Here is a 25,459-nt window from a genome sequence, read left to right as displayed (position 1 = left end):
TGGGCACAAAACCGTGCCCACCCTACAGCTCCTGCAGAAAATACCCTATGCGCAAACTCATTCTCTTAGCCACGCTTTTAATAAGTCAAATCACCATCGCTCATGCTGAATTCAGCATTCCCGGTTACGAATTAGTGCATACCGTTCCCGTTGAAACAGCGCTGGCTACACCGGATTTGCGGGAGCCATTGCAAGTCTGGAGCGAGATGTTTGATAGTGCCAAGACAGAGATTGTGCTGGGTCAGTTTTATGTTGCCAGCAAGCCAGGCGCGGCATTTGAGAATGTCATTAATCGCTTAGCGGCGGCGGGTGCACGCGGCGTAAAAATTCGGTTTTTGATGGAAGAAAAAGGCAAGTCGTTATCAGATACCGGCACGATTGAACGTCTTAAACAAATCCCACATCTAGAATTCCGTTTTCTTGATTATTCAAAATTAACCGGCAACGGCATCATCCACGCTAAATATATGGTGGTTGACGGTGACACTGCTTACGTTGGAAGCCAAAATTTTGACTGGCGCTCTTTTGAACATATCCATGAAACCGGCTTGCGCATTACCGACCACGACGTCGTTGCGCAAATACACGCGATCTTTGAGCAAGACTGGCAAGCTCAGGAACTCATTGCACAAGGTAAAAAAGTAGCCGCGTTAAATCAACATAGCGTTGCAGCACACGATCAATCCGCCGCATTTTTAATCGCTAGCCCAAATGCCTATAACCCGGATGGCATTGGTGACTCTGAAGCAGAAATAGTGAAATTGCTGGCAGAAGCAAAATCTGAAGTGCGTATTCAACTGCTCGACTACGCGCCACTCAGCTACGGCCCGAATCACACCCGCCCTTATTATGCGGTGATAGACAATGCGATACGCGCTGCCTTAACACGCGGTGTTAAAGTCAAATTAATGGTATCGAACTGGAATACCGAAAAACCGGCAATTCATTATTTAAAAAGTTTATCGTTGCTACCCGGGATGGAAATAAAAATCGTCACGCTGCCAAAAGCAGCCAGCGGCTTTATCCCATTCGCCCGCGTCATTCATAGTAAAACCATGTCGATCGACGGACAAATCGCATGGATCGGCACCAGCAATTGGAGCGGCGGCTATTTAGATAATTCACGCAATATGGAAATCGTATTGCGCAATCAGGCGATGGCAAAACGGATCGCAGATCTGCATCAGCAAACCTGGGATTCCAGCTACGCGCAAGCGATTGATATGATGAAGGATTATCCTAAACCGGTAAAGGGCCAGGAATAGTTGGCTACGTCGATATTATGAACAATCCAGTAGCGAAGCACACTCAACCACCGTCGCAAATTCTTGATGCAAACTCGCTAATGCCGTTTCATGCATTTGCTCGGCGCTGAAGTACTTACCGCTTGGCCCGACGCGATCAAAGGTCGCGGTAGCATCTGATACGAGGTAAGTCACAAAGCCGAAATTACCGGCCATGCGGGTCGTGGTAGAAACGCAATGATCCGTTGTAATCCCCACGATGACCAGCGTCGTCGCGCCACGTGCACGCAGACGTTGTTCCAGGTCAGTGCCGATGAACGAACTGTTTACCTGCTTATAAAGCACAGGCTCATCGAGTTGCGGCTCGGCTTCCGGTTTTACCTTGAAGCCGGGATGCTCAGGGTAAAACAAGCTTTCTGGCCGAGGTGAACGATGATGAATATGAATAATCGGACGCTGGCTTTTTCTCCAGGCAGCAAGCAACGCAGCGATATTGGCTTCGGCAGCAGGGTTATTGCGTTGACCCCAGCTTGGGTCATTAAACGCCTGTTGCACATCAATCACGACCAAAACGGTATCTAAGGGCAGTTGGTTCATACAAGTTCCTTTCAATAGGCATTTGCGACAAACCCATCTTCCGGTAACGCGATATTCACGGCAACCGAAATCCCATATACTTCGCATTCATCCATGAAGGATTTCGATTACTTGTTTTGCTTACTTATCTCGCTTACTTATCTCAATTAATTCAATGAATAAACTGAAGCTCAATCAACTTGAAATGCTGATAGCGGTAGCCGACTCAGGCGGCTTCGGCGCTGCCGCAGCAGAGTTAGGATGTACCCAGTCGCGCATCAGCCATGCGATCACGGAATTAGAAACAACGCTGAAAACCCGACTGCTATCGCGCTCCCGTTCAGGCTGTGTACCAACAGATGCCGGTTACCGCGTGCTGACCAAAGCGCGCCAAATACTGCGTCTGACACATAACATCGTTGACGTTGTCGAAGACAATGCCGCAGTTATCGGCCAGGTGCGCATTGCCTGTTTTCGTAGTGTCGGCACCCATTTGCTACCGCATGCTTTGGCGGCGCTTGCTATCGAGTATCCCGGCATACGGATTGATATCGACGACAGTTGCGAAGAGCGCGAAGATGTATCCCGCGCTGTAATGGAAGGCCGCGCCGATATTGGCATTGCACAATTGCCGGTTAGATCGGAATTGGTGACGCACTCTTTTGTGTCGGATTCTTATGTTCTGGTGGTACCAACCTCGCTGCAATTACGCGCGCCGGTTTCGTGGGATCAACTCAAGGTGCTACCGTATATCCAACTGAACTGCTCCGGTGCGCTCGCCATATTAGAGCAATGCCGTGCAGCCGGATTCACTGCCGAACTTTCGCGCACGCTGACAACTGATACCAGCATCGCGGCTATGGTCAGACACGGCGTCGGTTACTCCATCTTGCCGCGGCTTGCTGTTTATCCTGAACCGTCCGGTGTCAACATCGTTGATCTGCCAATTCCTGCCCAACGTCAGTTCGCGCTGATTGCATTACCCGACACAGCGCGAACCAAGGCCGTACAAATCGTTACCCGCTTCATCCGTAATAAACGCATTACAGCCAAGAGCGATGCGGTACGTGCCGGACTTGTCAGTTGGTAAAGTTACCTGGGGAGGAACCTATTTTTTCCCACGCCCAAATCGGCGGAACCATCCAATAAAATGCCTCTGTAGCGCTTGCGATAGATAACCGCCGCGCCAGCCAGTAACAACACCAGCACGATCTGGTTAATAAATTTGACGTGGCCATGATCAACAAATGGCGCTGTATTTGAAAGCATGGTGGCGGCGTTCAAGCCGTGATCATATGTTGCACCGACCACTTGCTCGGTATCGTTGATGGCGTTGGTCAGGAACAAGCCTTTGCCGCAATAATGCAACGTCACCTTGTTGTCCCGCCAAACAAACGACATGCAGTCTTCACCAATCCGAACTGTTCCAACAACGTGGCCGGCACTATTAATGCTGGTGGCGAAACTGTCGCCTCGGCCTATGATTGCACCCAGATCAACCATGCGCTGCCCGTCGTAGACAAACGCGTGCCAATGATGATCTGCCGTCTCTGATGCCCCGACGATCACACCTTTGTCATTGATCGCCGTCGCTGAACTGGAGCGACCGCCGAGTGTGCCTAGGTCAATCATTCCACGAGCGGGCTCATAAAAAAAAGCGTGACGGTGCTCGTCTGGAAGCGTCGCGGTGCCAACAACCTGCCCCATATTATTAATGCCGCTCGCGTAACTGATTTTTCCGCCCAGCGTTCCCAGATCCTTGAGTTGCTCGCCGTTTTTATACAGAAAAGCATGCCAGTCTCCGCTCGCTATATCGGAGAATCCCACGGCAGAGCCTTCATTATTCAGCGCCGTACCGTAACTGTTGGTACCGCCCAACGTACCCAACTCATGCATCCCGCTGGCCTGGTTGTACAGGACCGCGCTCCAGGCGCCGTCTTTCTTGCTTGCCGACCCAATGATTTCACCCTTGTCATTAATACGTTTGGCCTCGCTATCTTTCCCGCCTAGCGTTCCAAGTTCGATCAATTTTCCATTCTCAAAAAATACACCGCGCTGGCCTCCGCTTTCGTCTTGAATCACCGCAGCAACCTGCCCCGCAGCATTCATATCGTAGGCGATCGATCCTCCCTTCGCCGGCGGCACGATACCAAGGGAATGGGTGGTTGTGGTTGCGGCAGCTTCGCCGCCGAACAGAACCAAAAGAAAAATACAGCTTTGCAGGTTACGATGCATTCGATAATCCTTTCCAAGTTGGACAATTACAACCACATTGCAATAACGGTGCCAGGTATGTTGAAAGCTAGCTCTAAGGTGAAGATAAATTTTGTGTAACCGGGCAAATAAAAACTGTCCGATTTCAGACAGTTGAGGTGTTCGGTTTCGGACAGTGCCAAGTAGACAGGGAAAACGTTAGCCCAACCGTGCTTTTCAACTAATTAAGGATACTTTCGACGGACATGAAGAACACGTAATATTTCTATCTGTTCGGTTTTTATTCGGTAATAAACAATATTGAATAACTAACTCGCGTGACAGCGGGACAATTCCTGCACGTCCATACAAGGGAAAATCTCTTAGGTTTGCGATCTTTTCCAATGTATCTAGCATGAATTTTTTAAATGCCATTGGGTTGCTGGTTGCAATATGCGACAGAATCGAATCAAAGTTTTGAGACGCTCTTTTCGTCCACTTAATTTGCATATTTTAAGAAGATAGCGTTCATTTCTGCATCCGTTGCAAACTCTCCTTTGTCCGCTTCTTCTATACCTGCCTTGACCTCTGCAATTTGCCAAATTTGTTGCTCTATGTATGCCTCATGTGGTTAGAGTTGATTCCATAAATTCTGTATTAAATAACGATTCTATTTAATACAGAACCTGTGTCAAGTCTGATCTTTTATTCTGTGTGTTGGCGTTAACCGATTGTGACCTGCGAAGCACAAAAGTTTCATTGTAGCAATATTAGCAAAGACGCGCCTGAATTGAATCTAAATGACAAAAGCATTCAGTACTCCCTCCCAGGCAAGAAAATTAACGCTCAATTAATCACATCTCACGCTTTATCCATCGCACTTTGCATTTCAAGCCTCAAAAAATTCACTTCGTCGGAATAGTGAAATAATTTTTTATTGATAACACTATGATTTCAAAAATTAGATTCTACTTTTTAATCAGAAAATTGAATTCAATCCACATGGGAGATGCAAACATGAAAAAAATAACACACATCATTATCTGGGCACTCGCCTTTATATCTTCTGCGGCGCTTGCCCAAACTAAAGAAGTTCGCAACGTAGATAAGTTCACAAAAATCACCTCGACCGTTTCAGGAAATATCTACTTAAAACAAGGCAGCCCGCAAAAAGTGGAGTTGGAAGGGAAAGCAGATATTCTTGCCGATATTGAAACGGAAGTAAGTAGAGGCAAGCTGACTATCCGCAAAAAAGGATCGGGATATAGCTGGGGCTGGCACAAAGAGAATCCCTTAAATGTCTATATAACGGTAGAAAATATTGAAGCGCTCAACATGAGCGGATCGGGGAATTTGGTCGGCCAGACGAAATTTACCGGCAATAATGTTGACTTGACTGTCAGCGGTTCAGGCGCGTTGCAAGCTGAAATGGAATTGACTGGCGCAGTGGATGTTGACCTTTCTGGGTCAGGCGATATTAATCTTAAGGGCAAATTCCAAAATCTGAAAAACGAAGTCAGCGGATCGGGAGATGTTGTGTTATCGGTCATCGTTGCGAATCAGGTGGACTTTGACATTTCCGGATCCGGAAAAATCAAAGCCAGCGGCACCGCCCAAAATGTGAAAGCAAGCATCAGCGGCTCAGGAAATTTATATGCCACCAACTTGGTAACGGATAAATACCGGGTACATATTTCCGGCTCAGGAGATGCCGCGATAGATGTGAATGGCGATCTTGATGCTGGTACGTCCGGTAGCGGTGACGTTACCTATAGGGGTAATCCTAGTCATGTGATCACACATAATTCGGGTAGTGGGAGTGTGAGAAAAATTGAATAAGCCAGTAGCTTCACTGACTATTTTCACCTCAACCGACACTTGAAGGCGCATCTGTATGCAACCTTACCTAAAAAATACACTGATTTTAGTCGCACTGCTTGCCCTCCCTCCGCTCACGCAAGCTGAGACTGAAACTGGAACTGAGATTCAAGCTGCGGCTAAAACTGAGATATCAGCTGAAACTCCGGCTAGTCTCTTGAAAGATCACAAAGGGTACTGGCTTGGCGACCTGAAAATTCCTAATGGCCCTACGCTTAAAATCGGTGCCGAATTGTTCACCAGAGCCGATGGATCGTATTGGGCAAGTGTTAGCAGCCCTGACCAAGATGCTTACGATATACCGGTGAAAAGCATTCACGGCACTGGCGATGCCTTGGAGCTGGATTTCTCATTTGCGGCCATGAAGCTGACTTGGGTCAATGACCATTTCATGGGTGACTATAAACAAGGCGACTTTGCACAGTCTATGGAAATGAAGCAGGTTTCGGAATTTCCAATGAAGGTCCGGGCACAAACCCCCAAAGCGCCATTTCCTTATAAGGATGAAACACTGGCCATCAGCAGCACAGACGGCGTGACACTTGGCGCAACACTCTCCATCCCAAACGGGAAGACTCACCCCAATGTAGTCATTCTGGTAAGCGGCAGCGGCCCCAATAATCGTGATGAAGATGCTGCAGGACACCAGCCGTTTGCTGTGCTAGCCGACTATCTTGCGCGCCAAGGTGTAGCAGTGCTGCGTTACGACAAGCGTGGCGTTGGGCGCTCCACTGGCGACTACGAACAACATACCACCGCACAATTGATTGACGACTTGAATGCCGTAGTACAAGCGCTGAAAGCCCGCAAGGAATTCAATCATCTCGGTTTGATAGGTCATAGTGAAGGGCCTGGCATCGCCGCAGCAGTAGCCGCTCACCAACCAAAATCGGTGGATTTTGTAATTTCTCTTGCTGGCGTTGGCCTTCCCGGCCTAGACATGATGCTGTTGCAAGACCATATCTGGGCCAAGGATCACGGAGCCAGCCCAGCGGAAGAAGAGAGAATACTGACGATCTATGTGCAGAAGTTTTATGAAACCATTATTGCGCAGGCCGATGTTGAGCCGCGGATTGTGGCACTCAAAGCGCTCTATAGTGGGCTTGCACCTGAAGATCAGGCTTTGGTGAAAAAACTCAAAATGAACATGGGTTCACTCTCCCTGGCACAAGCTAAGCAACCTGGTTTGCGTACATTGCTAATGTCTAATCCCGCGCTTGACTGGCGCATGGTTCGCTGCCCGGTACTGGCACTAAATGGCAGCCTCGATCATCAGGTGCCGGTAGAAAGTCTTGCCGGTATTGTCGCCGCATTGAAAGCGGGAGGAAATCCGAAGGTTGAATCAGCAATATTACCGTCACTGAATCATCTATTCCAAACTGCTAAGACTGGTGGTGAAGAGGAATACGACAAAATCGATGAAACGATCGCACCCGGCGCTTTGCAAAAAATCGCCGCGTTCAGTATTCAACACTGAGCGTTGATGAACTTACCAAGGCGCTCAGTCGCGTTGGTTGAATCCACGGTTCAGTAATCAAGCGTATTTCTTAGGCGCTACCATAAAGGTAATTTTAGCTATAGGAGTACGCCTAATTCGGGTAGTGGAAATGTGAAAAAATAGAACAAACCATTAGCAACGCAACTGACCGCACTATTTTGACAACACAAGGAAAAATACGACATGGGCAAATGGACAAATTGGATCTGGGGATTAATCGCAACATTTATCGCGACATTTCCGTTCACAACGCAAGCGCAGGTCAATCTAACGGCGCTTGATCGCGACATGGTTGGGCCGCGTGCTCAAGTACTTGTGCTGGGTACCGTGCACTTGAGCGAATTACCGGAAAGCTTCAATCCCGCATCGCTGCAAAGCGTACTGGACAGGCTGGCCGCGTTTAAGCCCGACATCATCACCATTGAAGCGCTGTCCGGAGAGGAATGTGACCTCGCTGCGCGCCATCCTGCAAAGTACGGCCCCGATTACTGCGCCCCGACTGACGCGGCGCAGGCAGCCACTAAGCTGGACGTGCCCGCCGCCATCGCCGAAGTAGATAAAACGTTCAAGGCCTGGCCGGCACAGCCGACGCCAGCGCAGCGGCGCCGCCTGGCTGCGCTATTCCTGGCGGCGAATGACCGCGCTTCGGCCTATGTGCAATGGCTGCAGCTGCCCGAAGCTGAGCGCCGCGCTGGCGACAGCTTGGACACCGCGCTAGTGGAAATGCTTGGACGGATTGGGACACGCAACAACGAAAACTACCAGCTGGGCGCGCGCTTAGCCGCACGGCTGGGCCTGCAGCGGGTTTACGCCGTAGACAACCATACCGGCGACAACATCGATTTCACGGATAGACAGACTGTCGGTCAGGTATTAGCCGCAGCATGGGCCGCAGGCAAAGGGGAGTTGAACGAACATGAGAAACGAGAGAAGGTTCTTTTACAGGCCCCTGACTTGCTTCCGTTGTACCGCTCCGTCAATGATCCGGATTACCTGAGGGTGCTTGCCGAGGTCAACGTCAGCGCGGCCTTGCGCGCAAAGTCGCCGGAAGGCTATCCGCAGATCTGGGTCGCCGGCTGGGAAGTCCGCAACCTGCGCATGGTTGCCAACGTCCACGAAACCTTCCGCGAACGTCCCGGCGCCCGCGTCCTGTCCATTGTCGGCGCCTCGCACAAGCCGTGGTTTGACCACTGGCTCGGCCAACTGCCGGGAGTGGATATCGTCGATGTAGAAGGGATGCTGAAATAACGCAATAACTGAGAAGTAGGAAGTTAAATTAAATCGCTATTAGCTAACCTTTTCGTCGGCGGGACAGAGCCAAACCTAAAGTATGGAATGAAGCTATGTAACTCAACACGCTGATAAAAAATGCCCTAAACAGACGCTCTTGTTTAGGGCATTATCTAAAAACGCAGCACTGGCTGTAGTACCCAACATGGCACGATTACCAGCAATAATCAGATACTCCTCGTAATCTCGACTATCCCATTAATCACAAATTGCACGCCCATGCAGATCAGCAAAAATCCCATCAATCTCGAGACGGCTTCAATCCCACTGCGCCCTAAAAAACGCATAATCGTCTTGGCACTCCGCAAAGAAATCCACAATACCAAACTGACACCTATAAAAACTAGCACTGGCGCCACCGTTAATACCCAGGGAGTAATGTTGGTAAGATCTTTGAAGGTTGCCGCGCCACTGATAATCATCGCAATCGTGCCGGGCCCGGCGGTACTGGGCATGGCCAGTGGAATAAAGGCAATGTCGGCAGACAATTCATCCTGATTCGTACCGGCAGCCGGCGCTGGCACAGGAAACAGCATTCTAAAACCGATGTAAGCCACAATCAGCCCGCCAGCCACCCGCAAACCGGGGATGGAAATGCCAAACGTAGTCATGACGATCTGACCGCCGTAAAAGGCGACGAGCATGATCATAAAAACGTATATCGAAGTCATCCTCGACAAACGATGCAGCTCAGCATGCGAGCGATTTCCTGACATGCCGAGCAATAAAGCGACCGTGGTCAACGGATTGGCTAACGGCAATATAGCCATCATCCCCAAGCTGACCACTTCCAACAGTTCCAATAAACCTGACATATCTCTCCCTCACTTATTGACGATGGCGCTCGCAAATGGCGCTAATCATTTATTGATTAACATGCCTTTATTGCAAATAATTCTGCGGGAGCATAGCACAACACCATCGATCAATAGCAACTTAAAACGTATCGCCGGGCACGCGTACCCAGCCTTCCATCAACACCCGAGCGCTGCGGCTCATGATGGCTTTGGTCACGCTCCATGTTCCGCTGATCGGATCCTGACTGGCTTGCGCACCGACCCGCAACGTGCCGGAAGGGTGGCCGAAACGCACTGCGGTTCGTGCAGCATTATTCTGCTCACCACCGCCGGCAGCAAGGCTGACCAGCGTGCCCGGTATTGCGGCGGCGGTACCGATGGCAACGGCAGCGGTGCCCATCATGGCGTGATGCAGTTTGCCCATCGACATGGCGCGCACCAACAGATCGATGTCAGCAACATTGACTGGTTTGCCGCTCGAAGAAACGTAGGCGGCTGGTGGCGCGACAAAGGCTACCTTCGGCGTATGCTGACGGTTTGCTGCTTCGTCGATATGTTTAATGAGGCCCATGCGCACTGCGCCATAGGCACGGATAGTTTCAAACTTGGCCAAGGCTTTGGCGTCACTGTTGATCGCGTCTTGCAATTCGGTACCGGTGTAGCCGATGTCTGCTGCGTTCACGAAAATTGTAGGGATACCGGCATTGATCATGGTAGCTTTTAATGTACCGATGCCAGGTACCTCGAGATCATCCACCAGATTCCCGGTCGGGAACATGGCTCCGCCACCGCCTTCTTCTTCGGCTGCCGGGTCCATGAATTCAAGCTGTACTTCAGCGGCTGGGAAGGTCACGCCGTCCAGCTCAAAATCACCGGTTTCCTGCACTTCCCCATTGGTCATCGGCACATGCGCAATAATCGTTTTGGCGATATTGGCCTGCCAGATGCGAACGGTTGCGATGCCATTTTGAGGAATGCGGTTTGCATCCACTAAGCCGCCGCTAATCGCAAACGATCCGACCGCGGCTGACAGGTTGCCGCAGTTGCCACTCCAGTCGACGAAGGCTTTGTCGATAGCTACCTGACCGAACAGGTAATCGACATCATGATCAGCTTGACTGCTTTTGGACAGAATCACCGTCTTGCTGGTGCTGGAAGTTGCACCGCCCATGCCGTCTATTTGCTTACCGTAGGGGTCAGGGCTGCCGATTACGCGCAGCAGCAAGGCGTCGCGTGCTGCGCCGGGAATTTGGGCGGATGCGGGTAAATCTTGCAGGCGGAAGAATACGCCTTTACTGGTGCCGCCACGTATGTAGGTGGCGGGGATTTTTATTTGAGGAAGGTGAGACATGAGTTGGTTCCTAATTAGTTTTGTTTGGCAGCTTAGTTAATATTTAATGTTATGTGCTGCGCTGGTTAATGATTGGTGGTGCTTTTGAATTTACTGTTGCTGTTACTGTTGCTGTTGCCGTTGCCGTTGCTGTTGCTGTTGCTGTTGCCGTTGCCGTTGCTGTTGCAGTTGCTGTTGCAGTTGCCGTTGCTGTTGCCGTTGCTGTTGCAGTTGCCGTTGCTGTTGATTTTGAATTTGCTTTTGACCTACCCCCACTTCTAGTTCGGCCGGTTTTTCCAAGGAAAAAAGGATCAGAAAGGTTCGCTGTCTGAGCGCAGCGAGTTTCGAACTTTTCCCTTTTTTTCTTGGAAAAATCGGGGTTTCCGAAATAGCGTGGTCGCCTTTTTTGGCCTACCTTTTTTGGCGACGCAAAAAAGGCAGGTAGCTGTCGGGCTACCCCCGACCTACAAGCCTAAAATCAACTCCGAAAGCAAATTCAAAAACCATCAGTAAATCAACTGGTTTTGACGTATTTAAAAATTCAAAGCTGATATTGAACAGACTTATATTATTTAACCGAAATTACATATTTAAGGCTTAGGGCCGGTGGTAGACCGGCGACTAGTCACCTTTTTTGCTTCGCCAAAAAAGGTAACCCAAAAAAGGCGACCACGCTATTTCGGAAACCCCGATTATTTAACGGCAAAATGGGAAAAGTTCGAAACTCGCTACGCTCAAACAGCGAACCTTTCTTATCCATTTTGCCGTTAAATAACCGGCCGAACTAGAAGTGGGGGTAGGTCAAAATCAAAATCAACGTCAACGACAACAGCAACTTCAACACCACCAAATTTAATCAGCTCAGTGCTTAATATTAGCTACCAGCCATTAACGTCATTCCCGCTCAGGCGGGAATCCAGGAATTCACACGTCTAGCGGTGAAGCCGCTGCGTGCCACTGGATCCCCGCCTTCGCGAGGATGACGATTTTGCATTTGCCGATAGCTAAGCCGCTTTAGAAGATTCTAAAAAATCTTGCGCAAAACGTTGCAACACGCCGCCAGCTTCATAAATCGACACTTCTTCCGCCGTATCCAACCTACAAATCATCGGCACTTCCAAACGCTCACCGTTCTTGCGATTAATAACCAAGGTCAGCGTAGTACGCGGTGTACGCTCACCAATCACGTCATAGGTTTCAGTACCATCCAAACCAAGAGTCAAACGATTCACGCCCGGTTTGAACTCCAGCGGTAACACGCCCATGCCAACCAAATTGGTACGATGAATACGCTCAAAGCCTTCCGCAGCAATCGCTTCCACACCAGCCAATCGCACGCCTTTTGCCGCCCAGTCACGCGAAGAACCCTGCCCGTAATCTGCACCGGCAATAATGATCAACGGCTGTTTACGTTCCATATAAGTCTCGATCGCTTCCCACATGCGAGTGACTTTTCCTTCCGGCTCCAAACGCGCCAAAGAACCAGCCTTAACCTTGCCATTTTCCAGCACCATTTCATTCTTCAGGGTTGGATTGGCAAAGGTGGCGCGTTGCGCTGTCAGATGATCACCACGGTGAGTAGCATAGGAATTAAAATCCTCTTCCGGCAAACCCATTTTCGCCAGATATTCCCCGGCGGCGCTGTCCAGCATAATTGCGTTAGATGGCGACAAATGATCGGTAGTGATGTTGTCACCCAACACGGCCAACGGGCGCATTCCCGTCATGGAGCGCACACCAGCCAATGCACCTTCCCAATACGGCGGACGACGGATATAGGTAGTCTGCGGACGCCAGTCGTACAGCGGACTGACTTTGATTCCGTCGTCAGCATGCTTGGCAAACATCGGGATATACACTTTGCGGAATTGCTCAGGCTTCACACTCGAAGCGACGATAGCGTCGATTTCTTCATCGGACGGCCAGATGTCTTTTAACGTTACTGGATGGCCAGCGGCATCAATCCCCAGAATATCTTTCTCAATATCAAACCGGATCGTACCCGCAATCGCGTACGCAACCACCAAAGGTGGCGAGGCCAAAAAGGCTTGCTTGGCATACGGATGAATCCGACCATCAAAGTTACGGTTACCAGAAAGTACGGCGGTGGCATACAGATCACGCTCCACTACTTCTTGCTGAATGACGGGATCCAGCGCACCGCTCATTCCGTTGCAAGAAGTACAGGCGTAAGCGACTACGCCAAAACCGAGTTGTTCCAGCTCCGGCATTAGTCCAGCTTCTTCCAGATACAGCGTGACGGTTTTAGAACCGGGTGCCAGCGAACTCTTTACCCACGGCTTGCGGGTTAAACCGCGTGCATTCGCATTACGCGCAATCAGGCCAGCAGCAATCATGTTGCGTGGATTATTGGTGTTGGTGCAGCTGGTAATCGCGGCGATAATCACAGCACCGTCCGGCATTAAACCAGCTTCGTTTTCAACTACGCCACTGATGCCACGCGCTGCCAGTTCCGAGGTCGGAACACGGTTGTGCGGGTTGGATGGACCAGCAATAGTGCGAACGACGGAAGACAGATCAAACTTGAGCACACGTTCGTACTCGGCATTTTTCAGGCTGTCAGCCCACAGGCCGGTTTCTTTGGCGTACAGCTCAACCAGTTTCACCAACTCATCATCACGACCGGTGAGTTTCAAATACTTGATGGTCTGTTCATCGATGTAAAACATCGCCGCAGTAGCGCCGAATTCCGGTGCCATATTGGCGATGGTGGCGCGGTCACCTAATGTTAAATTAGCCGCACCTTCGCCATAAAATTCAAGGTAAGAAGATACTACTTTTTGCTTGCGCAAGAACTCGGTCAGTGCCAGCACCGTATCGGTTGCGGTAATGCCCGGTTGCGGCTTACCAGTCAGTTCAACGCCGATAATATCCGGCAGACGCATCCATGACGCGCGGCCCAACATGACACTTTCGGCTTCCAGACCACCAACACCAATGGCGATCACACCCAACGCATCCACCATCGGTGTATGGCTGTCGGTACCAACCAAGGTATCAGGGAAAGCTACGCCGTCTTGCACTTGCACCACCGGCGACATACGCTCCAGATTAATTTGATGCAGGATGCCATTACCCGGCGGGATCACGTCAACGTTTTTAAACGCTTTCTTGGTCCAGTTAATGAAGTCGAAACGGTCTTCGTTACGACGGTCTTCAATCACGCGATTTTTGGCAAACGCGTCTGGATCAAAACCGCCGCACTCAACGGCCAGCGAATGATCTACCACCAGTTGCGTCGGCACTACCGGATTCACTAAGGCGGGGTCACCACCTTGCGCAGCAATCGCGTCACGCAAACCAGCCAGATCAACCAGCGCAGTTTGTCCGAGAATGTCGTGGCACACAACGCGCGCCGGAAACCACGGAAAGTCCAGATCGCGGCGGCGCTCGATGAACTGTTTCAGGGAATCGGTCAGGGTCGCGGGATCGCAGCGACGTACCAAATTTTCGGCGAGTACGCGCGAAGTGTAGGGAAGTTTGTCGTAAGCACCGGGTGTAATTGCGTCGACCGCAGCACGCGTGTCGAAAAAATCCAGCTTAGTGCCAGGTAGGGGTTTGCGGTTTGCAGTGTTCATGGCTTAATCCAGTAAGAGGGTAATGGCCGGGTTGATGCGCATTGGTACTCTATATATTTTGTAGGGGCGTCCCTCGTTGGTAATGGTGTTCAGTTAAACACAGAATAGTTACAAAGCCATGCCTTCATTAACGTCATTCCCGCGCAGGCGGGAATCCAGGAGCTCGTAAATTGAACACTAATGGCACTACGTGCCAACTGGATCCCCGCCTACGCGAGGATGACGTTACACAGTTTTGGCTTAACTGAACAGAATTAACCCCTCGTGGGCGCCCTTCGTTGATCAAATCAAACTTTACTTACGATCCTTGATCGGCACAAAAGTCAAATCTTCCGGCCCAACATAGTTGGCGCTTGGACGAATGATTTTATTGTCGATACGTTGTTCAATAATATGTGCCGCCCAACCGGACGTACGGGCAATCACGAACAGCGGTGTAAACATCGCAGTTGGCACACCCATCATGTGATAAGACACGGCAGAAAACCAGTCCAGATTCGGGAACATTTTTTTAGCATCCCACATCACTGTTTCCAGACGTTCGGCAATATCAAACATCTTGGTTGAACCAGCTTGTTGCGACAAATGTTTCGCCACTTCTTTAATCACTTTATTACGCGGATCAGAAATGGTGTACACCGGATGACCGAAACCGATTACAACTTCTTTGTTTTCCACGCGTTTTTTGATATCTGCTTCGGCTTCATCCGGATTGTCATAACGTTTTTGAATTTCAAACGCGACTTCATTCGCACCGCCGTGCTTTGGTCCGCGCAACGCACCAATCGCACCAGCAATCGCTGAATGCATATCGGAACCGGTTCCGGCCACTACGCGTGCAGCAAAAGTAGACGCGTTAAATTCATGTTCCGCATATAAAATCAGCGAAGTATGCATGGCGCTGATCCACTCTTCCGAAGGAGCCACACCGTGCAATAAATGCAGGAAATGACCACCGATAGAATCGTCTGAAGTTTCCACGTCAATGCGACGGCCATTGTGGCTGTAGTGGTACCAATACAGCAGCATGGAACCGAACGAAGCCATTAATTGGTCAGCAATGTCGCGTGCGCCGGGCAGGTTATGATCATCTTTTTCCGGCAACATGCAACCCAGTGCAGAAACACCGGTGCGCATTACGTCCATCGGATGAGCTGATGCTGGCAAACATTCCAATGCCGCTTTCAAACTCGCTGGTAAACCGCGCAACGCTTTTAACTTGTTTTTGTAGGCGAGCAATTCAGCCTGGTTCGGCAACTTGCCGTGTACCAGCAAATGAGCGATTTCTTCAAACTCACAGGTGGTTGCCACGTCTAAAATATCGTAGCCGCGATAATGCAAATCATTGCCGGTTTTACCAACGGTACATAAAGCAGTATTTCCAGCGGTAACGCCAGATAAAGCAACCGATTTTTTCGGTTTGAACGGGGTAGTAGCTTCAGTCATTCTGTTCTCTTCAATGTTCGTAAATTTATTAGATAAAACGATAGTTTTACTTAGATTTCTGCTGCGCAAACAGGGCATCTAACTTCTGCTCAAACGTATGGTAATTAATACGCTCATAAAGCTCCATCCGAGTTTGCATCGTGTCGACCACATTCTTTTGCGTACCGTCATGACGAATCGCGTTGTACACATTTTCAGCCGCTTTATTCATCGCGCGGAAAGCTGACAACGGGTACAGCACCAGACCAACATCCACCGACTTTAATTCGTCTACCGTGAACAAAGGCGTAGAGCCGAACTCGGTAATATTGGCCAAAATCGGTACTTGCAATTTGCTTGCAAACCGCTGGTACATCGCCAGCTCGGTAATTGCTTCCGGAAATACCATATCGGCACCGGCCTCCACGTAAGCATGAGCACGTTCTAACGCCGCATCAAAACCTTCCACCGCCAGTGCATCGGTACGCGCCATAATCACGAATTCAGGATCGGTGCGTGCATCAACTGCCGCTTTGATCCGATCAACCATTTCCTGCGTGCTGACGATTTCTTTACCAGGGCGATGACCACAGCGTTTGGCGCCAACCTGATCTTCCATATGCACTGCCGCCGCGCCGAATTTGATCATCGACTTCACGGTACGTGCTACGTTGAATGCTGAAGCGCCAAAGCCGGTATCAATATCCACCAACAACGGTAAATCACAGACATCGGTAATACGGCGCACATCAGTTAGCACATCATCCAGATTGGAAATGCCCAGATCAGGCAAACCTAACGAACCTGCTGCAACGCCGCCACCAGACAAATAAATTGCCTTAAAACCAGCCCGCTTAGCCAACAAAGCATGATTGGCGTTAATTGCGCCAACAACTTGCAACGGTGCTTCTTCTTTAACGGCACGACGAAATGCAGCACCAGCAGAATAATGACTCATCAACCACTCCTAAAAGGTAAAAACTGTTACTTGTATAGCAAACGCCATGCCAGCATAACGCTGCAACATGACGTTTCAATGAAATCAAGCACTTAGTGTCTTATCTGCCGTTTCACAACTTTCAAGAATAGCGTGTCGGGCAGATGGCGTTGTTGCATGATCCGTTTCAATGAAACATTTTTTGAAACAATATGAAACTTCAGAGGTGTACGTTTGAATAGCAGCAGCTCTGCACCGCTACCGTTGGCGTAGGCCTAGCTTATTGTTGTGTGTCATTAAACTTGAAAACACTGCTATTGATGATTAGGGGCTTTTCATTAAACGTGACATTAAATATTTTTCGCGTGCCGAATAAAATGAAAAAATCGGTCATTTGTGTGGCAGTTAATGAAAAAGCGGTTTTGAGTTTTTTAGAAGGTTGTGCCACTGGCTGGTTAGCAATGGATAACTGCCTGATAGATTCAAAGCGCGATTGTCGACTGAGTGCCCATACTTAACAGTCGAAGCCCTACACTGCCGCCGTTCGACAATCAATTTATGATAAATAAAAATATAAAGTTGGGTGTCAATAAGCGTAGCGTATTACACCATTCTGTGTCACTTGCCATGCGGCGCAAAAGATGAGGCCCATTACCCTACCTTGTACACCTTACAGTCTTGCAACGAGGCAACAGAAACCTAGCCAAAAGCTATATCACTGATATTGCCCACAACAGTTACAAATCCAAATAGTGTATATACACAAAATCACCTAAATACCTTGATTTTGACTATTTATAGCCATATCATCGTATATACAACATAAGGGAACCAACCATGATACGAAGAAACGACCTACCATATAGTTAAGAAAGACATGACACTAATCATTGATCCACCCATTAGAGTTAAATTACGCGAAAAGCACCAAGTAAGCGAAGTGGAAGTTCGCGAATGCATTAGAAATACGAGCGGCAAATATTTAATGGATGACAGAGAAGAACATAAAACCAATCCGCCGACTTATTGGTTCCTCTCAGAAACAGATAATGGCAGAATGTTAAAAATCGTTTTTATGTTGAAGGGAAGCGATATGATTTTAAAGTCAGCATTTGAACCACGTCCAAGCGATATAAAAACTTTTAATAAAGCAGCATAGCTAGGTAAGTTAGAAAGGAAATACCCCAGAATGGAGGTAAGAACATGAGTAAAAAGAAAATCGAAGGAACGGTTGAAGCATGGGAAAGCGGAGAACTTGGAAGCTCGATCGAGCACGCGAGAGTAGCGCCACCAGAGATAGCCAAGGCCGTCGATGAGGCAATGGGAATGCAAGCCATATCAATCCGATTGCAGAATGATTTAATCGAGGAATTTAAGTTAATCGCAGGTAGGTATGGAATTGGCTATCAGCCATTGATGCGCAAAGCATTGACAGAATTTGCTCGAACCGAACTCAGGAAGCTCGCATTTGAGCATTCGAAGGAAATCGAAAGACTGTCAAAGCAAGCAACGGTTGAATTGGAAGTCCTTTCAGCAGCAGTCAGCAAACATAAAGCTCACGCCTAATTTTTGACTAAGTAGAAAACCAAGCGCACACCCATAAAAAGGTGTGCGCTTTCCCTCCAAAGTGGGAACAACTTTTGCAAGCGACTTCGGGTCGCAGTGAGCAGTTTTTTCTGATCAAACGCTATGTCATGGCTAGACTTGTTTAAATTTCTCTGACTTTGCGAACTCGTAACCTGTAATGTGAAATGACTTGCAATCGTAGATACTGTTATGCCTATCAATGAATATGCATAGCGGAATCTACTTATTACAGGCTACATGGACGGGTTTGGATACTTTTAAAAACACGAAGACCGCAAATAGAACCTCAATCAATCCACCGAGTCCTGCGGCAACGACAGGCGGGATCGCTGCGAAGAAGACGAAATTGCCAGCGACAATAAGGCTCACTCCCATCACCCAGAAAATTGATCTGCCATAAATACTTGCAAAGATCAGGTAGCGGCTTCCAATCGTTACCATCATTGCCGGAAAAAATAACGTTGGCATAAAAAGGAAAAGACCATAGGCCATTGCGCAGCAGAGGATAAGCCATATTGTCGATGCCATTGCAAGTTGGTTCAGTGCGTTGGCTTTGCTTGTCTTCGCGGGTCGTCCTACCGCCTTTGTCACAATGGCGCTAATTGGATAAATTAGTGAACCACCTACGAGCAGAGTCCATACGGCTTGGTTTATCCCAAATAGATAGCACACAAGCGCGGTGGCAATCCAAACGAGGCCGGATACTAGAATTCCTGGCGCGCCGTCATAGTATGCGTGGCACATCTCTTCTTGTTGCACTTCGGATAGAGATAGTCTCATCAGTTCCTCCTGCGATCTAACTGGTACTTATACAGACAGCGGGAGCTGGTAAGCATTAGTCACAGCGGATATGTAATTTGGTTCAATCCATCAAAAGCCGCGCATAGACAGGGCACGGGACGATATTATGCAAATTCACAGTACTAAATAGGCGTAAAAAGTGTCATGTTCAAGAACGGTAGCTACATCATGACCGGATGAATCCGCCTGCGCATTGCAGTCAGTACTAAGCGAAAAACAGTAACTCTAAAATTGAAAAATAGCAACATTAGGTTTGAAACCTACTAAGTCGGATAAGCCGTACACAATAAAAAATCCGCTAGTTCATTCCTAGCGGATTTCCATCAATTATTTCACTTATCGTGTCACCCGACATTTCTGCTTCGCAAGGAAGTTACTCTGATGCGGGAGGTTCCCAGAGCTCAATCCGATTGCCTTCCGGATCCATTACCCAACCGAATTTTCCATACTCCGATTCGTCGACTTTAGGGTCAACGGCGCAACCTTCGGATCGGAGCAATGCCAACAGTTCATGCAGGTTTTCCACTCGATAATTGATCATGAATGGGCTGGTGCTGGGAGCAAAGCAGCTGGATTCTTCGCCAAAGACAGACCAAACCGTTTTCCCATCTACCACTGGCTTATCCGGGTTCGTCCATGGAAATGCTGTACCACCCCACTGTTCCGCATTGATCCCGAGATGCTTGCGATACCAGGCAAGCAAGGTCGCAGGATCTTTCGCTTTAAAAAAAATACCACCAATGCCAGTAACACGTTTCATTTGCAATCTCCTGTGTTGAAATGCCAGTTCAAGTTAAAAAGCAAATAAACGTTACTTGAATTCAAATTGAAAAGCAAATAATCGTTACTGAGCTAAGTACTGAGCAATTCAGAAACCGCGCGATGTGCCTGGTCAATTGCCGAGTCCATATACGCAAGCCCACCGGAATCAGAATTGGCGATGGCAATCGAGCCAAAGCGCTGACGTCCGATGACAAACGGCTCTGAGCCGGGCGCATTGGGCGGGCCTAACATCGGGTCGTATTCAAAGGCGTAACCATGCGGCCAGCGGTTGACAGTGATCGCTAAAATATCGCGGCTCGAATCAAATCCCGCCTTACCCAACATCGCATCAAGCTGTGTACGGATATTGATTTGAAAAGTCTCTAGCGATGTCGCTAACAGCTTGGCTCGTCCGATTCTGAGTTGGTCGGTGCCATTTTGACCGGGCTCGCAGGGTGTGTGCACCATGTGCACAACGATAGGATGATCGGAAGAATGGGGCGTGTGGTATTTGCCGATAGATAACCATTCATTTAACCAGACGCTATAAAAGTACGCACCGGGTGAGTAGATGGATGAAACACCTAATTTTTCAAAGGCTTTCCAATTTTTGATCGCCACACTGGCATACACCAGCGGTGCTTTGGCCAATGACTTTAAAGCTTCTTTTTGCGGCTCTGGAAGTTCAGGGCAAAGATAAGGAATCACCATATTCCAGCATGCCATCACACACTGCGTTGCGTGCACGGCATAACCGCGTTCGGCAGTAACATATTCAACACGCACTGCATCTGGCTTGCCTTCTTGTCCGGCCATATTTTTTGCACTGACCACGATTGAATTAAGGCGGATATGCAATGTATTCTCAGGTCGGTCAAGCATGCTGTAATCGACATGCGCGGTAATTAAATCTTCAACCGTATGCCCGGGAATCGCCGCTGGAATTAAACTACGCACCAGAGAACGGGCGACTGTTGCGCCACCGTCGGGTAAATGCACGTCAACGGAGCCTTCCGTATCGGCAAAGCCGCCAGCTGTTGGCCCCATGCGCGGGATTGATCCGGGCGCTAATCCTAAGCCCTGAAACCCGGGGAAATCTAAACCCCAGCAATCCAGCGCAGAAACTGCTTCAATACCAATACAGTATTCGCCATGAGTCCGCTGTTGGTAGAACTTGATGGTTTCCGGGTCTGCTTTAACGATATCCAACAAGAAGTCACGATAGGAAATATCACTCAATCTTTGCTTCTTCTGGTCTGAAGTTAAACCCGGCAGATAGTCGATGTGATCTTCCTCGATACGTGCAATATCTTTGCGCGCCTGTGGACCTAGTGGCGCGTCCGCCAAAACCTGTTTCCACGAATGACCGGCTACTTTGCGGATTAAAGCATCTCTCCCAAACGTTTCAGTATCAAAAAATATGCCTGATGTCAGGCCATGGTTTTCGTAAAATTTTCTATTCTGGATACGCTTATTAAGTACTTGCGCATTAATGCCAACAGACCGAAGTAGAGATTCAGCGACAGCGCTGTATGGGCGTGGACTTTGAATGCTGAGAGTACCGCCATTCATTAAATGAAGTTCGCCATTCAGGTTAAATTCATTACGTTTGGCGTGTCCGCCAAAGTCATCGTGATTATCAAGAATTAAGATACGCGCATGAGGGCGCTGTTGACGATAAAACCATGCCGCTGCCAAACCGCTGATACCGGCACCGACAATCACCAGATCATAGTGCTGACCACTCTCTTCAATCGGATAAGGTTGATGTCCATCGCGCAGATTATGTGCCACTTCAAAAGCACCAACATGCGTGCCGCGCAAGCCGGTACGTGCCGGTGGATAATCGCTTACTGCGTCGTGCAACTGCGTTGCAACCGTACTGGCTGCGTTAGGAATATTCTGTGCGGAAGTGGAGGTTTGGGCGGCGCTTTGTTCTGATGTTAGCAAGCCGGGAACCGATATAGCTAGTGCGAGGCTTTGCAGTAAATCACGCCGGGTGATGCCTTCGCATTTATCGCGGTCATTCATCTTGTTTGTCCCTTGAATTTAATTCAATTATTTTTCTGCTTATTTTTATCGATACAGATACTAACATTACTAAACCAAAGCTTTTTCCACCGTTCAGTTTTTTGATTTTCGGCTAGCATTTTCGGCGACGCTGTTTTTTCCATTCCAAAATGCGCTTCGCCATCAATCACCTTGCTATTCAGTGTTGCGTAAAGCTGCCCTTCGCTCTGAAAAGTCACCGCTACCAAAACGCCGCAATTCCTGCAAAGTAAAAAATCGGCGACTTCACTACCCTGGCGATATTTGCCAAAGTTGTGCTCGTCGTTGACATGAATCCGCAGAAATCCCTGTGGATCAGAAATATAACTAGCTCCATGCTTGCGACAAAAATCGCAATCGCAAGCACGGGGCTCGTAGGCCAATGGTGCGCTGGTCAGTCCAACCTCTAACTGGATATTACCGCAGTAGCACTGCCCATTTAAATTATGCGTGATCATGGCAACATTGACTCCTACAAGCTGATGAAGATTAAAACTTAATTAAAACTTAGCTAGCTGAACCAGGTTTCACTTCATCCTTAGCTACATGCTTACGTGCATCGTTCTGATCACGTATCAAGTTACCAAGCAACACACTGACCAAGCCGCCGCCCATGCCGCCTTCGCTGTTACCGCCAGCCACAATATCCGGAACAATTTTAATGCCGCCTTTAGCCAACGCTTCAGCTACCTGCACTACGGCATAATTACCCGCATCCATCGCGTCAACTTTTTGTTGAATAACCTTCGCTTCAGAACCACCCACTGCCAGAATTTTGGCACCTTCGGCTTCACCCACGGTGCGTAACACAGTGGCATCCGCTTGGGCATTAATGGTTTTAGATTTAGCACTACCTTCAGCAGATTTCACTGCCGCCTGCGCTTCAAACTCGGCAATTTGCACGCGACGTTCAGCATCAACCACGTGAGCCTGTGTATTTGCCAGAGCAGTAGCTTGTTCCAGTGCCTGCCGCACACCTTGCGCTTCACGCTGGGTTTCATAAGTTACCCGCTCTTGCTCGGCGATCTTCCGATCTGTCAGCGTGCGCATCAAATCGTCTGGCGGCACGATGTCGCCAATCAGCGTATCAACCGCGCCCACGTTGTATTCCACTAACGCGGCAGAAATAGCCAAGCGTGCTTCGTCCTGACGTTTGGTACGATTTTTCAAAAAGTCGATAATATCGCTGCCTTGCGCCGCATTCCGGAAATAGTTACCGATGGTCGGCTCCAACACTTGCGTCACCAATGCGCTCATGTCGCCGAAACGCGCAATGACTTTGGGCGCGTCTTTGCTCGGGATATGAATAATCTGCGACACATCCAAATTAAACTTAAAGCCGTCTGCGGAACGTACCGTGATAGTGCTGAGGTTTGCATCGAGCTTGTGTGCTTCAGTTTTGTTGGTCGCCCAATTCAACACCACGTTTGCGGTCGGCACGGTGACGACTTTATGGGTATACGGATTGATCGGATATTTGCCCGGATCAAGCGGTGTAACGCACACCCCTTTTTCCCCCATTGACACTAAATTGCCATGCTTAAAAGCATCCCCCGTCACATCTTTACCTTCCTTACCGACGTAGGCAATAACCACGCCGACATTGGCAATAGGAACCATCGACATTTCAACAATCTCAACTGTCGCAAAACGAGGATTAATAAAATAGCGCCCAGCCAGCAATACCTGTTCTTGCAAGCCTTTATGACCGCCGTTCATCAGGAAGGCATCAGCGTCTTGATACATGCTGTGGCCTTCGATCTGCTCACCAGCAATTTCTCCTTTTGCCAGAGATTTACCTTCACTGGTAGTGACGATACCGACTTTATTATCAGGAACGTCAACCACGGAAACGCATTGCACATCGAACAGAACCGGGTTGATGTAATAAATACCGGGAGGAACCACCTTCGACTGCGGTCCACGCTGGCCGCCGTGCTCAAAGAAGGCTTTCGGATCTTGATACGAGTCACAATCCACACCTTTCGCGATCACTCGACCGGTTCCCAATGCATCACCATCACGCGCTTCAACCACACCGAGTTTGCCCGATGGGACTTCAAATGCATCGAACATTTTTACGGTGAACAATAGCGGATTAATCCGATACGTACCCGGTGGAACCACACGCATTTGTGGGCCGCGTTGACCGCCGTTTTTAAGAAAAGCGTGCGCATCCTGATACAAGTTGCAATCACAGTCGGCCGCAATAATCCGTCCCTTTTGCAAAGGCTTACCGTCACAGGCTTGAACTACCCCGACTTTACCTTGTGGAATCGTCTGAAACTTAACCAACTCCACAATGTACTGCCATGGCCACAGGCCGATATGCAAACCCGGTGGCAGCGTATCCGCCTGGTAACCGGCCTCGCCTTCCAGCGCAATAATTTGCCCGTCTGGCATGCGGCGGTTGGCTCCAAATAAAACAAATTTTTTCGTGACCGTACCGAGCGAATCGTCCGGCACCATAATGACGCCGAACAACGAAAGAGCTGATTTCCAGAAAATTGCTGCTATTAAAAGCAGGAAAATGCCCGCAATAATTCCAACATGATTAAAAATGCCGTCAAAGATTTCCATGATTACCTTTTTTGTTTATTTTCATTGGCCGCCACCTTGATATTTTACTCAGCGGCGTTTTCGTCCATTGGCTTGTGTGCCAATTGCGATACTCATCATCGTACTTTCTAGCTGGCAAAACATCGGCAATCGATACACTGTTTTACCATCGAAACTTGCTGCTATTCAACCCTGCCACCAATGCGTTAGTAGTTACTAATTTGCAATTGAATAGCCTAAAGCAAACTATTCACTTTGTCTATGACCAACTGTTTGGCAACACGCTAACAATGTCACATTGAAGTCAGCTGAAGCGTCTGCTAGTCTGAATCTTGTTCATCACCCCAAGGAGGCAAGCATGAAGAAAACGACGCTGGCAATTCTTTTAATACTGAGCGGCATTGCATCAGCGCAAACCTCCAGTTTAAAAGCCGGGCTTTGGGACATGAAGCAAATCAAACAAGTACTCGATGGACAAGACATGAGCGCCAAGATGGCAGCAGTTCAGGAAAAAATGCAGGAAAGTATGGCTAAGATGACTCCAGAGCAGCGTAAGAAAATGGAAGGCATGATGAACATGGGAGCGGGCGGCACCATACGTGTCTGCATTAGCCCGGCCATGGCGGCTAGGAACGCGCCGATAGTGGATCGTGAAGGTCATTGTGCGCCGGCCAAAGTCACCCGCAGTGGGAATACCAGTACATTTGAATTCAATTGCACCAACAACGGACGCACCTCTGTTGGGAGTGGAAAAAGTACCGTTAACGGCGATACAGTTTCCACCAGCGTAGATATGACGGTGACGGATGCCAAGGGTCATCATTCGATACAAAGTGAATCACAAATGACGTTTCTTGGCGCCGACTGTCAGGGCATCAAACCAGCGGATCAAATGATGAAAGAAATGCATGGCACTACTCAACAAAAGTAACCG

At 48.9% G+C, this 25,459-nt stretch carries 22 protein-coding genes; 9 read left to right on the top strand and 13 right to left on the bottom strand.

Features of this window, described 5'->3' with window-relative positions; translation table 11 throughout:
- Positions 1-47 precede the first annotated feature (47 nt).
- Positions 48-1,265 (top strand): phospholipase D-like domain-containing protein, encoded by a 1,218-nt coding sequence (locus S2091_RS03430; protein ID WP_105530394.1) that lies wholly within the window; start codon positions 48-50, stop codon positions 1,263-1,265.
- Between the two features lie 15 nt (positions 1,266-1,280).
- On the opposite strand, the gene S2091_RS03425 is transcribed toward S2091_RS03430, so the two are convergent.
- Positions 1,281-1,841, bottom strand: coding sequence for a cysteine hydrolase family protein (locus S2091_RS03425; protein ID WP_105530393.1), 561 nt, complete (start codon positions 1,839-1,841; stop codon positions 1,281-1,283).
- Between the two features lie 154 nt (positions 1,842-1,995).
- Here S2091_RS03425 and S2091_RS03420 point away from each other — a divergent pair, with 154 nt between their 5' ends.
- On the top strand, positions 1,996-2,910 hold the full coding sequence (locus S2091_RS03420) for a LysR family transcriptional regulator (protein ID WP_243405304.1): 915 nt from the start codon (positions 1,996-1,998) through the stop codon (positions 2,908-2,910).
- Positions 2,911-2,912: 2 nt separating this feature from the next.
- On the opposite strand, the gene S2091_RS03415 is transcribed toward S2091_RS03420, so the two are convergent.
- Together S2091_RS03415 and S2091_RS24750 are read right to left on the bottom strand one after the other, a co-directional pair.
- Complete coding sequence (locus tag S2091_RS03415) at positions 2,913-4,055, bottom strand: HAF repeat-containing protein (protein ID WP_105530392.1); 1,143 nt, start codon at positions 4,053-4,055, stop codon at positions 2,913-2,915.
- 195 nt (positions 4,056-4,250) lie between these two features.
- Positions 4,251-4,523 (bottom strand): type II toxin-antitoxin system RelE/ParE family toxin, encoded by a 273-nt coding sequence (locus S2091_RS24750; protein ID WP_112886581.1) that lies wholly within the window; start codon positions 4,521-4,523, stop codon positions 4,251-4,253.
- Between the two features lie 507 nt (positions 4,524-5,030).
- On the opposite strand from S2091_RS24750, the gene S2091_RS03410 reads away from it, so the two are divergent.
- The 3 genes from S2091_RS03410 to S2091_RS03400 all read left to right on the top strand — a co-directional run bounded on the left by S2091_RS03410 (position 5,031) and on the right by S2091_RS03400 (position 8,637).
- Positions 5,031-5,852: a head GIN domain-containing protein gene (locus S2091_RS03410; RefSeq protein ID WP_165794897.1), complete on the top strand. Its 822-nt coding sequence runs from the start codon at positions 5,031-5,033 to the stop codon at positions 5,850-5,852.
- A 55-nt stretch (positions 5,853-5,907) separates the two neighbouring features.
- Positions 5,908-7,368 carry an alpha/beta hydrolase family protein gene (locus tag S2091_RS03405; RefSeq protein ID WP_105530390.1) on the top strand — a complete coding sequence of 487 codons (1,461 nt, stop codon included), beginning with the start codon at positions 5,908-5,910 and terminating at the stop codon, positions 7,366-7,368.
- 204 nt (positions 7,369-7,572) lie between these two features.
- Entirely contained in the window at positions 7,573-8,637 is a 1,065-nt protein-coding gene (locus S2091_RS03400) for a DUF5694 domain-containing protein (protein WP_105530389.1), read from the top strand.
- Positions 8,638-8,846: 209 nt separating this feature from the next.
- Here S2091_RS03400 and S2091_RS03395 read toward each other — a convergent pair whose 3' ends face one another.
- Together S2091_RS03395 and prpF are read right to left on the bottom strand one after the other, a co-directional pair.
- Entirely contained in the window at positions 8,847-9,494 is a 648-nt protein-coding gene (locus tag S2091_RS03395; RefSeq protein WP_105530388.1) for a MarC family NAAT transporter, read from the bottom strand.
- A gap of 121 nt (positions 9,495-9,615) precedes the next feature.
- Positions 9,616-10,827, bottom strand: coding sequence for a 2-methylaconitate cis-trans isomerase PrpF (gene prpF / locus S2091_RS03390; RefSeq protein ID WP_105530387.1), 1,212 nt, complete (start codon positions 10,825-10,827; stop codon positions 9,616-9,618).
- A 68-nt stretch (positions 10,828-10,895) separates the two neighbouring features.
- Here prpF and S2091_RS03385 point away from each other — a divergent pair, with 68 nt between their 5' ends.
- A complete protein-coding gene (locus tag S2091_RS03385; RefSeq protein WP_105530386.1) occupies positions 10,896-11,138 on the top strand; it encodes a hypothetical protein in 243 nt (80 codons plus the stop codon).
- A gap of 672 nt (positions 11,139-11,810) precedes the next feature.
- Here S2091_RS03385 and acnD read toward each other — a convergent pair.
- From acnD to prpB, 3 genes are all read right to left on the bottom strand, one after another.
- Positions 11,811-14,405: a Fe/S-dependent 2-methylisocitrate dehydratase AcnD gene (gene acnD / locus S2091_RS03380; protein WP_105530385.1), complete on the bottom strand. Its 2,595-nt coding sequence runs from the start codon at positions 14,403-14,405 to the stop codon at positions 11,811-11,813.
- A 294-nt stretch (positions 14,406-14,699) separates the two neighbouring features.
- Positions 14,700-15,851 carry a bifunctional 2-methylcitrate synthase/citrate synthase gene (gene prpC, locus S2091_RS03375; protein WP_105530384.1) on the bottom strand — a complete coding sequence of 384 codons (1,152 nt, stop codon included), beginning with the start codon at positions 15,849-15,851 and terminating at the stop codon, positions 14,700-14,702.
- Between the two features lie 46 nt (positions 15,852-15,897).
- Positions 15,898-16,788, bottom strand: coding sequence for a methylisocitrate lyase (gene prpB / locus S2091_RS03370; protein ID WP_105530383.1), 891 nt, complete (start codon positions 16,786-16,788; stop codon positions 15,898-15,900).
- 856 nt (positions 16,789-17,644) lie between these two features.
- Here prpB and S2091_RS03360 point away from each other — a divergent pair.
- Together S2091_RS03360 and S2091_RS03355 are read left to right on the top strand one after the other, a co-directional pair.
- Complete coding sequence (locus tag S2091_RS03360; protein WP_105530381.1) at positions 17,645-17,926, top strand: ADP-ribosyl-(dinitrogen reductase) hydrolase; 282 nt, start codon at positions 17,645-17,647, stop codon at positions 17,924-17,926.
- A 44-nt stretch (positions 17,927-17,970) separates the two neighbouring features.
- On the top strand, positions 17,971-18,333 hold the full coding sequence (locus S2091_RS03355) for a hypothetical protein (protein WP_105530380.1): 363 nt from the start codon (positions 17,971-17,973) through the stop codon (positions 18,331-18,333).
- Between the two features lie 240 nt (positions 18,334-18,573).
- On the opposite strand, the gene S2091_RS03350 is transcribed toward S2091_RS03355, so the two are convergent.
- The 5 genes from S2091_RS03350 to S2091_RS03330 form a co-directional block, all read right to left on the bottom strand.
- Positions 18,574-19,134 (bottom strand): DUF7010 family protein, encoded by a 561-nt coding sequence (locus tag S2091_RS03350; RefSeq protein WP_105530379.1) that lies wholly within the window; start codon positions 19,132-19,134, stop codon positions 18,574-18,576.
- A 394-nt stretch (positions 19,135-19,528) separates the two neighbouring features.
- The gene (locus S2091_RS03345; RefSeq protein WP_105530378.1) at positions 19,529-19,915 is read right to left on the bottom strand and encodes a VOC family protein; all 387 of its coding nucleotides are present in this window, start codon (positions 19,913-19,915) and stop codon (positions 19,529-19,531) included.
- Positions 19,916-20,007: 92 nt separating this feature from the next.
- Positions 20,008-21,948 carry a flavin monoamine oxidase family protein gene (locus S2091_RS03340; protein ID WP_105530377.1) on the bottom strand — a complete coding sequence of 647 codons (1,941 nt, stop codon included), beginning with the start codon at positions 21,946-21,948 and terminating at the stop codon, positions 20,008-20,010.
- A gap of 23 nt (positions 21,949-21,971) precedes the next feature.
- Positions 21,972-22,424 carry a GFA family protein gene (locus tag S2091_RS03335; RefSeq protein WP_105530376.1) on the bottom strand — a complete coding sequence of 151 codons (453 nt, stop codon included), beginning with the start codon at positions 22,422-22,424 and terminating at the stop codon, positions 21,972-21,974.
- Positions 22,425-22,473: 49 nt separating this feature from the next.
- On the bottom strand, positions 22,474-24,546 hold the full coding sequence (locus S2091_RS03330) for an SPFH domain-containing protein (protein WP_105530375.1): 2,073 nt from the start codon (positions 24,544-24,546) through the stop codon (positions 22,474-22,476).
- A 337-nt stretch (positions 24,547-24,883) separates the two neighbouring features.
- On the opposite strand from S2091_RS03330, the gene S2091_RS03325 reads away from it, so the two are divergent.
- On the top strand, positions 24,884-25,456 hold the full coding sequence (locus S2091_RS03325) for a DUF3617 family protein (RefSeq protein ID WP_105530374.1): 573 nt from the start codon (positions 24,884-24,886) through the stop codon (positions 25,454-25,456).
- The last annotated feature ends 3 nt before the right edge of the window (positions 25,457-25,459 follow it).

It is taken from the genome of Solimicrobium silvestre, assembly GCF_002976435.1.
Lineage (GTDB): Bacteria > Pseudomonadota > Gammaproteobacteria > Burkholderiales > Burkholderiaceae_D > Solimicrobium > Solimicrobium silvestre.
Note: the sequence above shows the minus strand (reverse complement) of the source record. Positions and strands in the feature narration are given on the sequence as shown.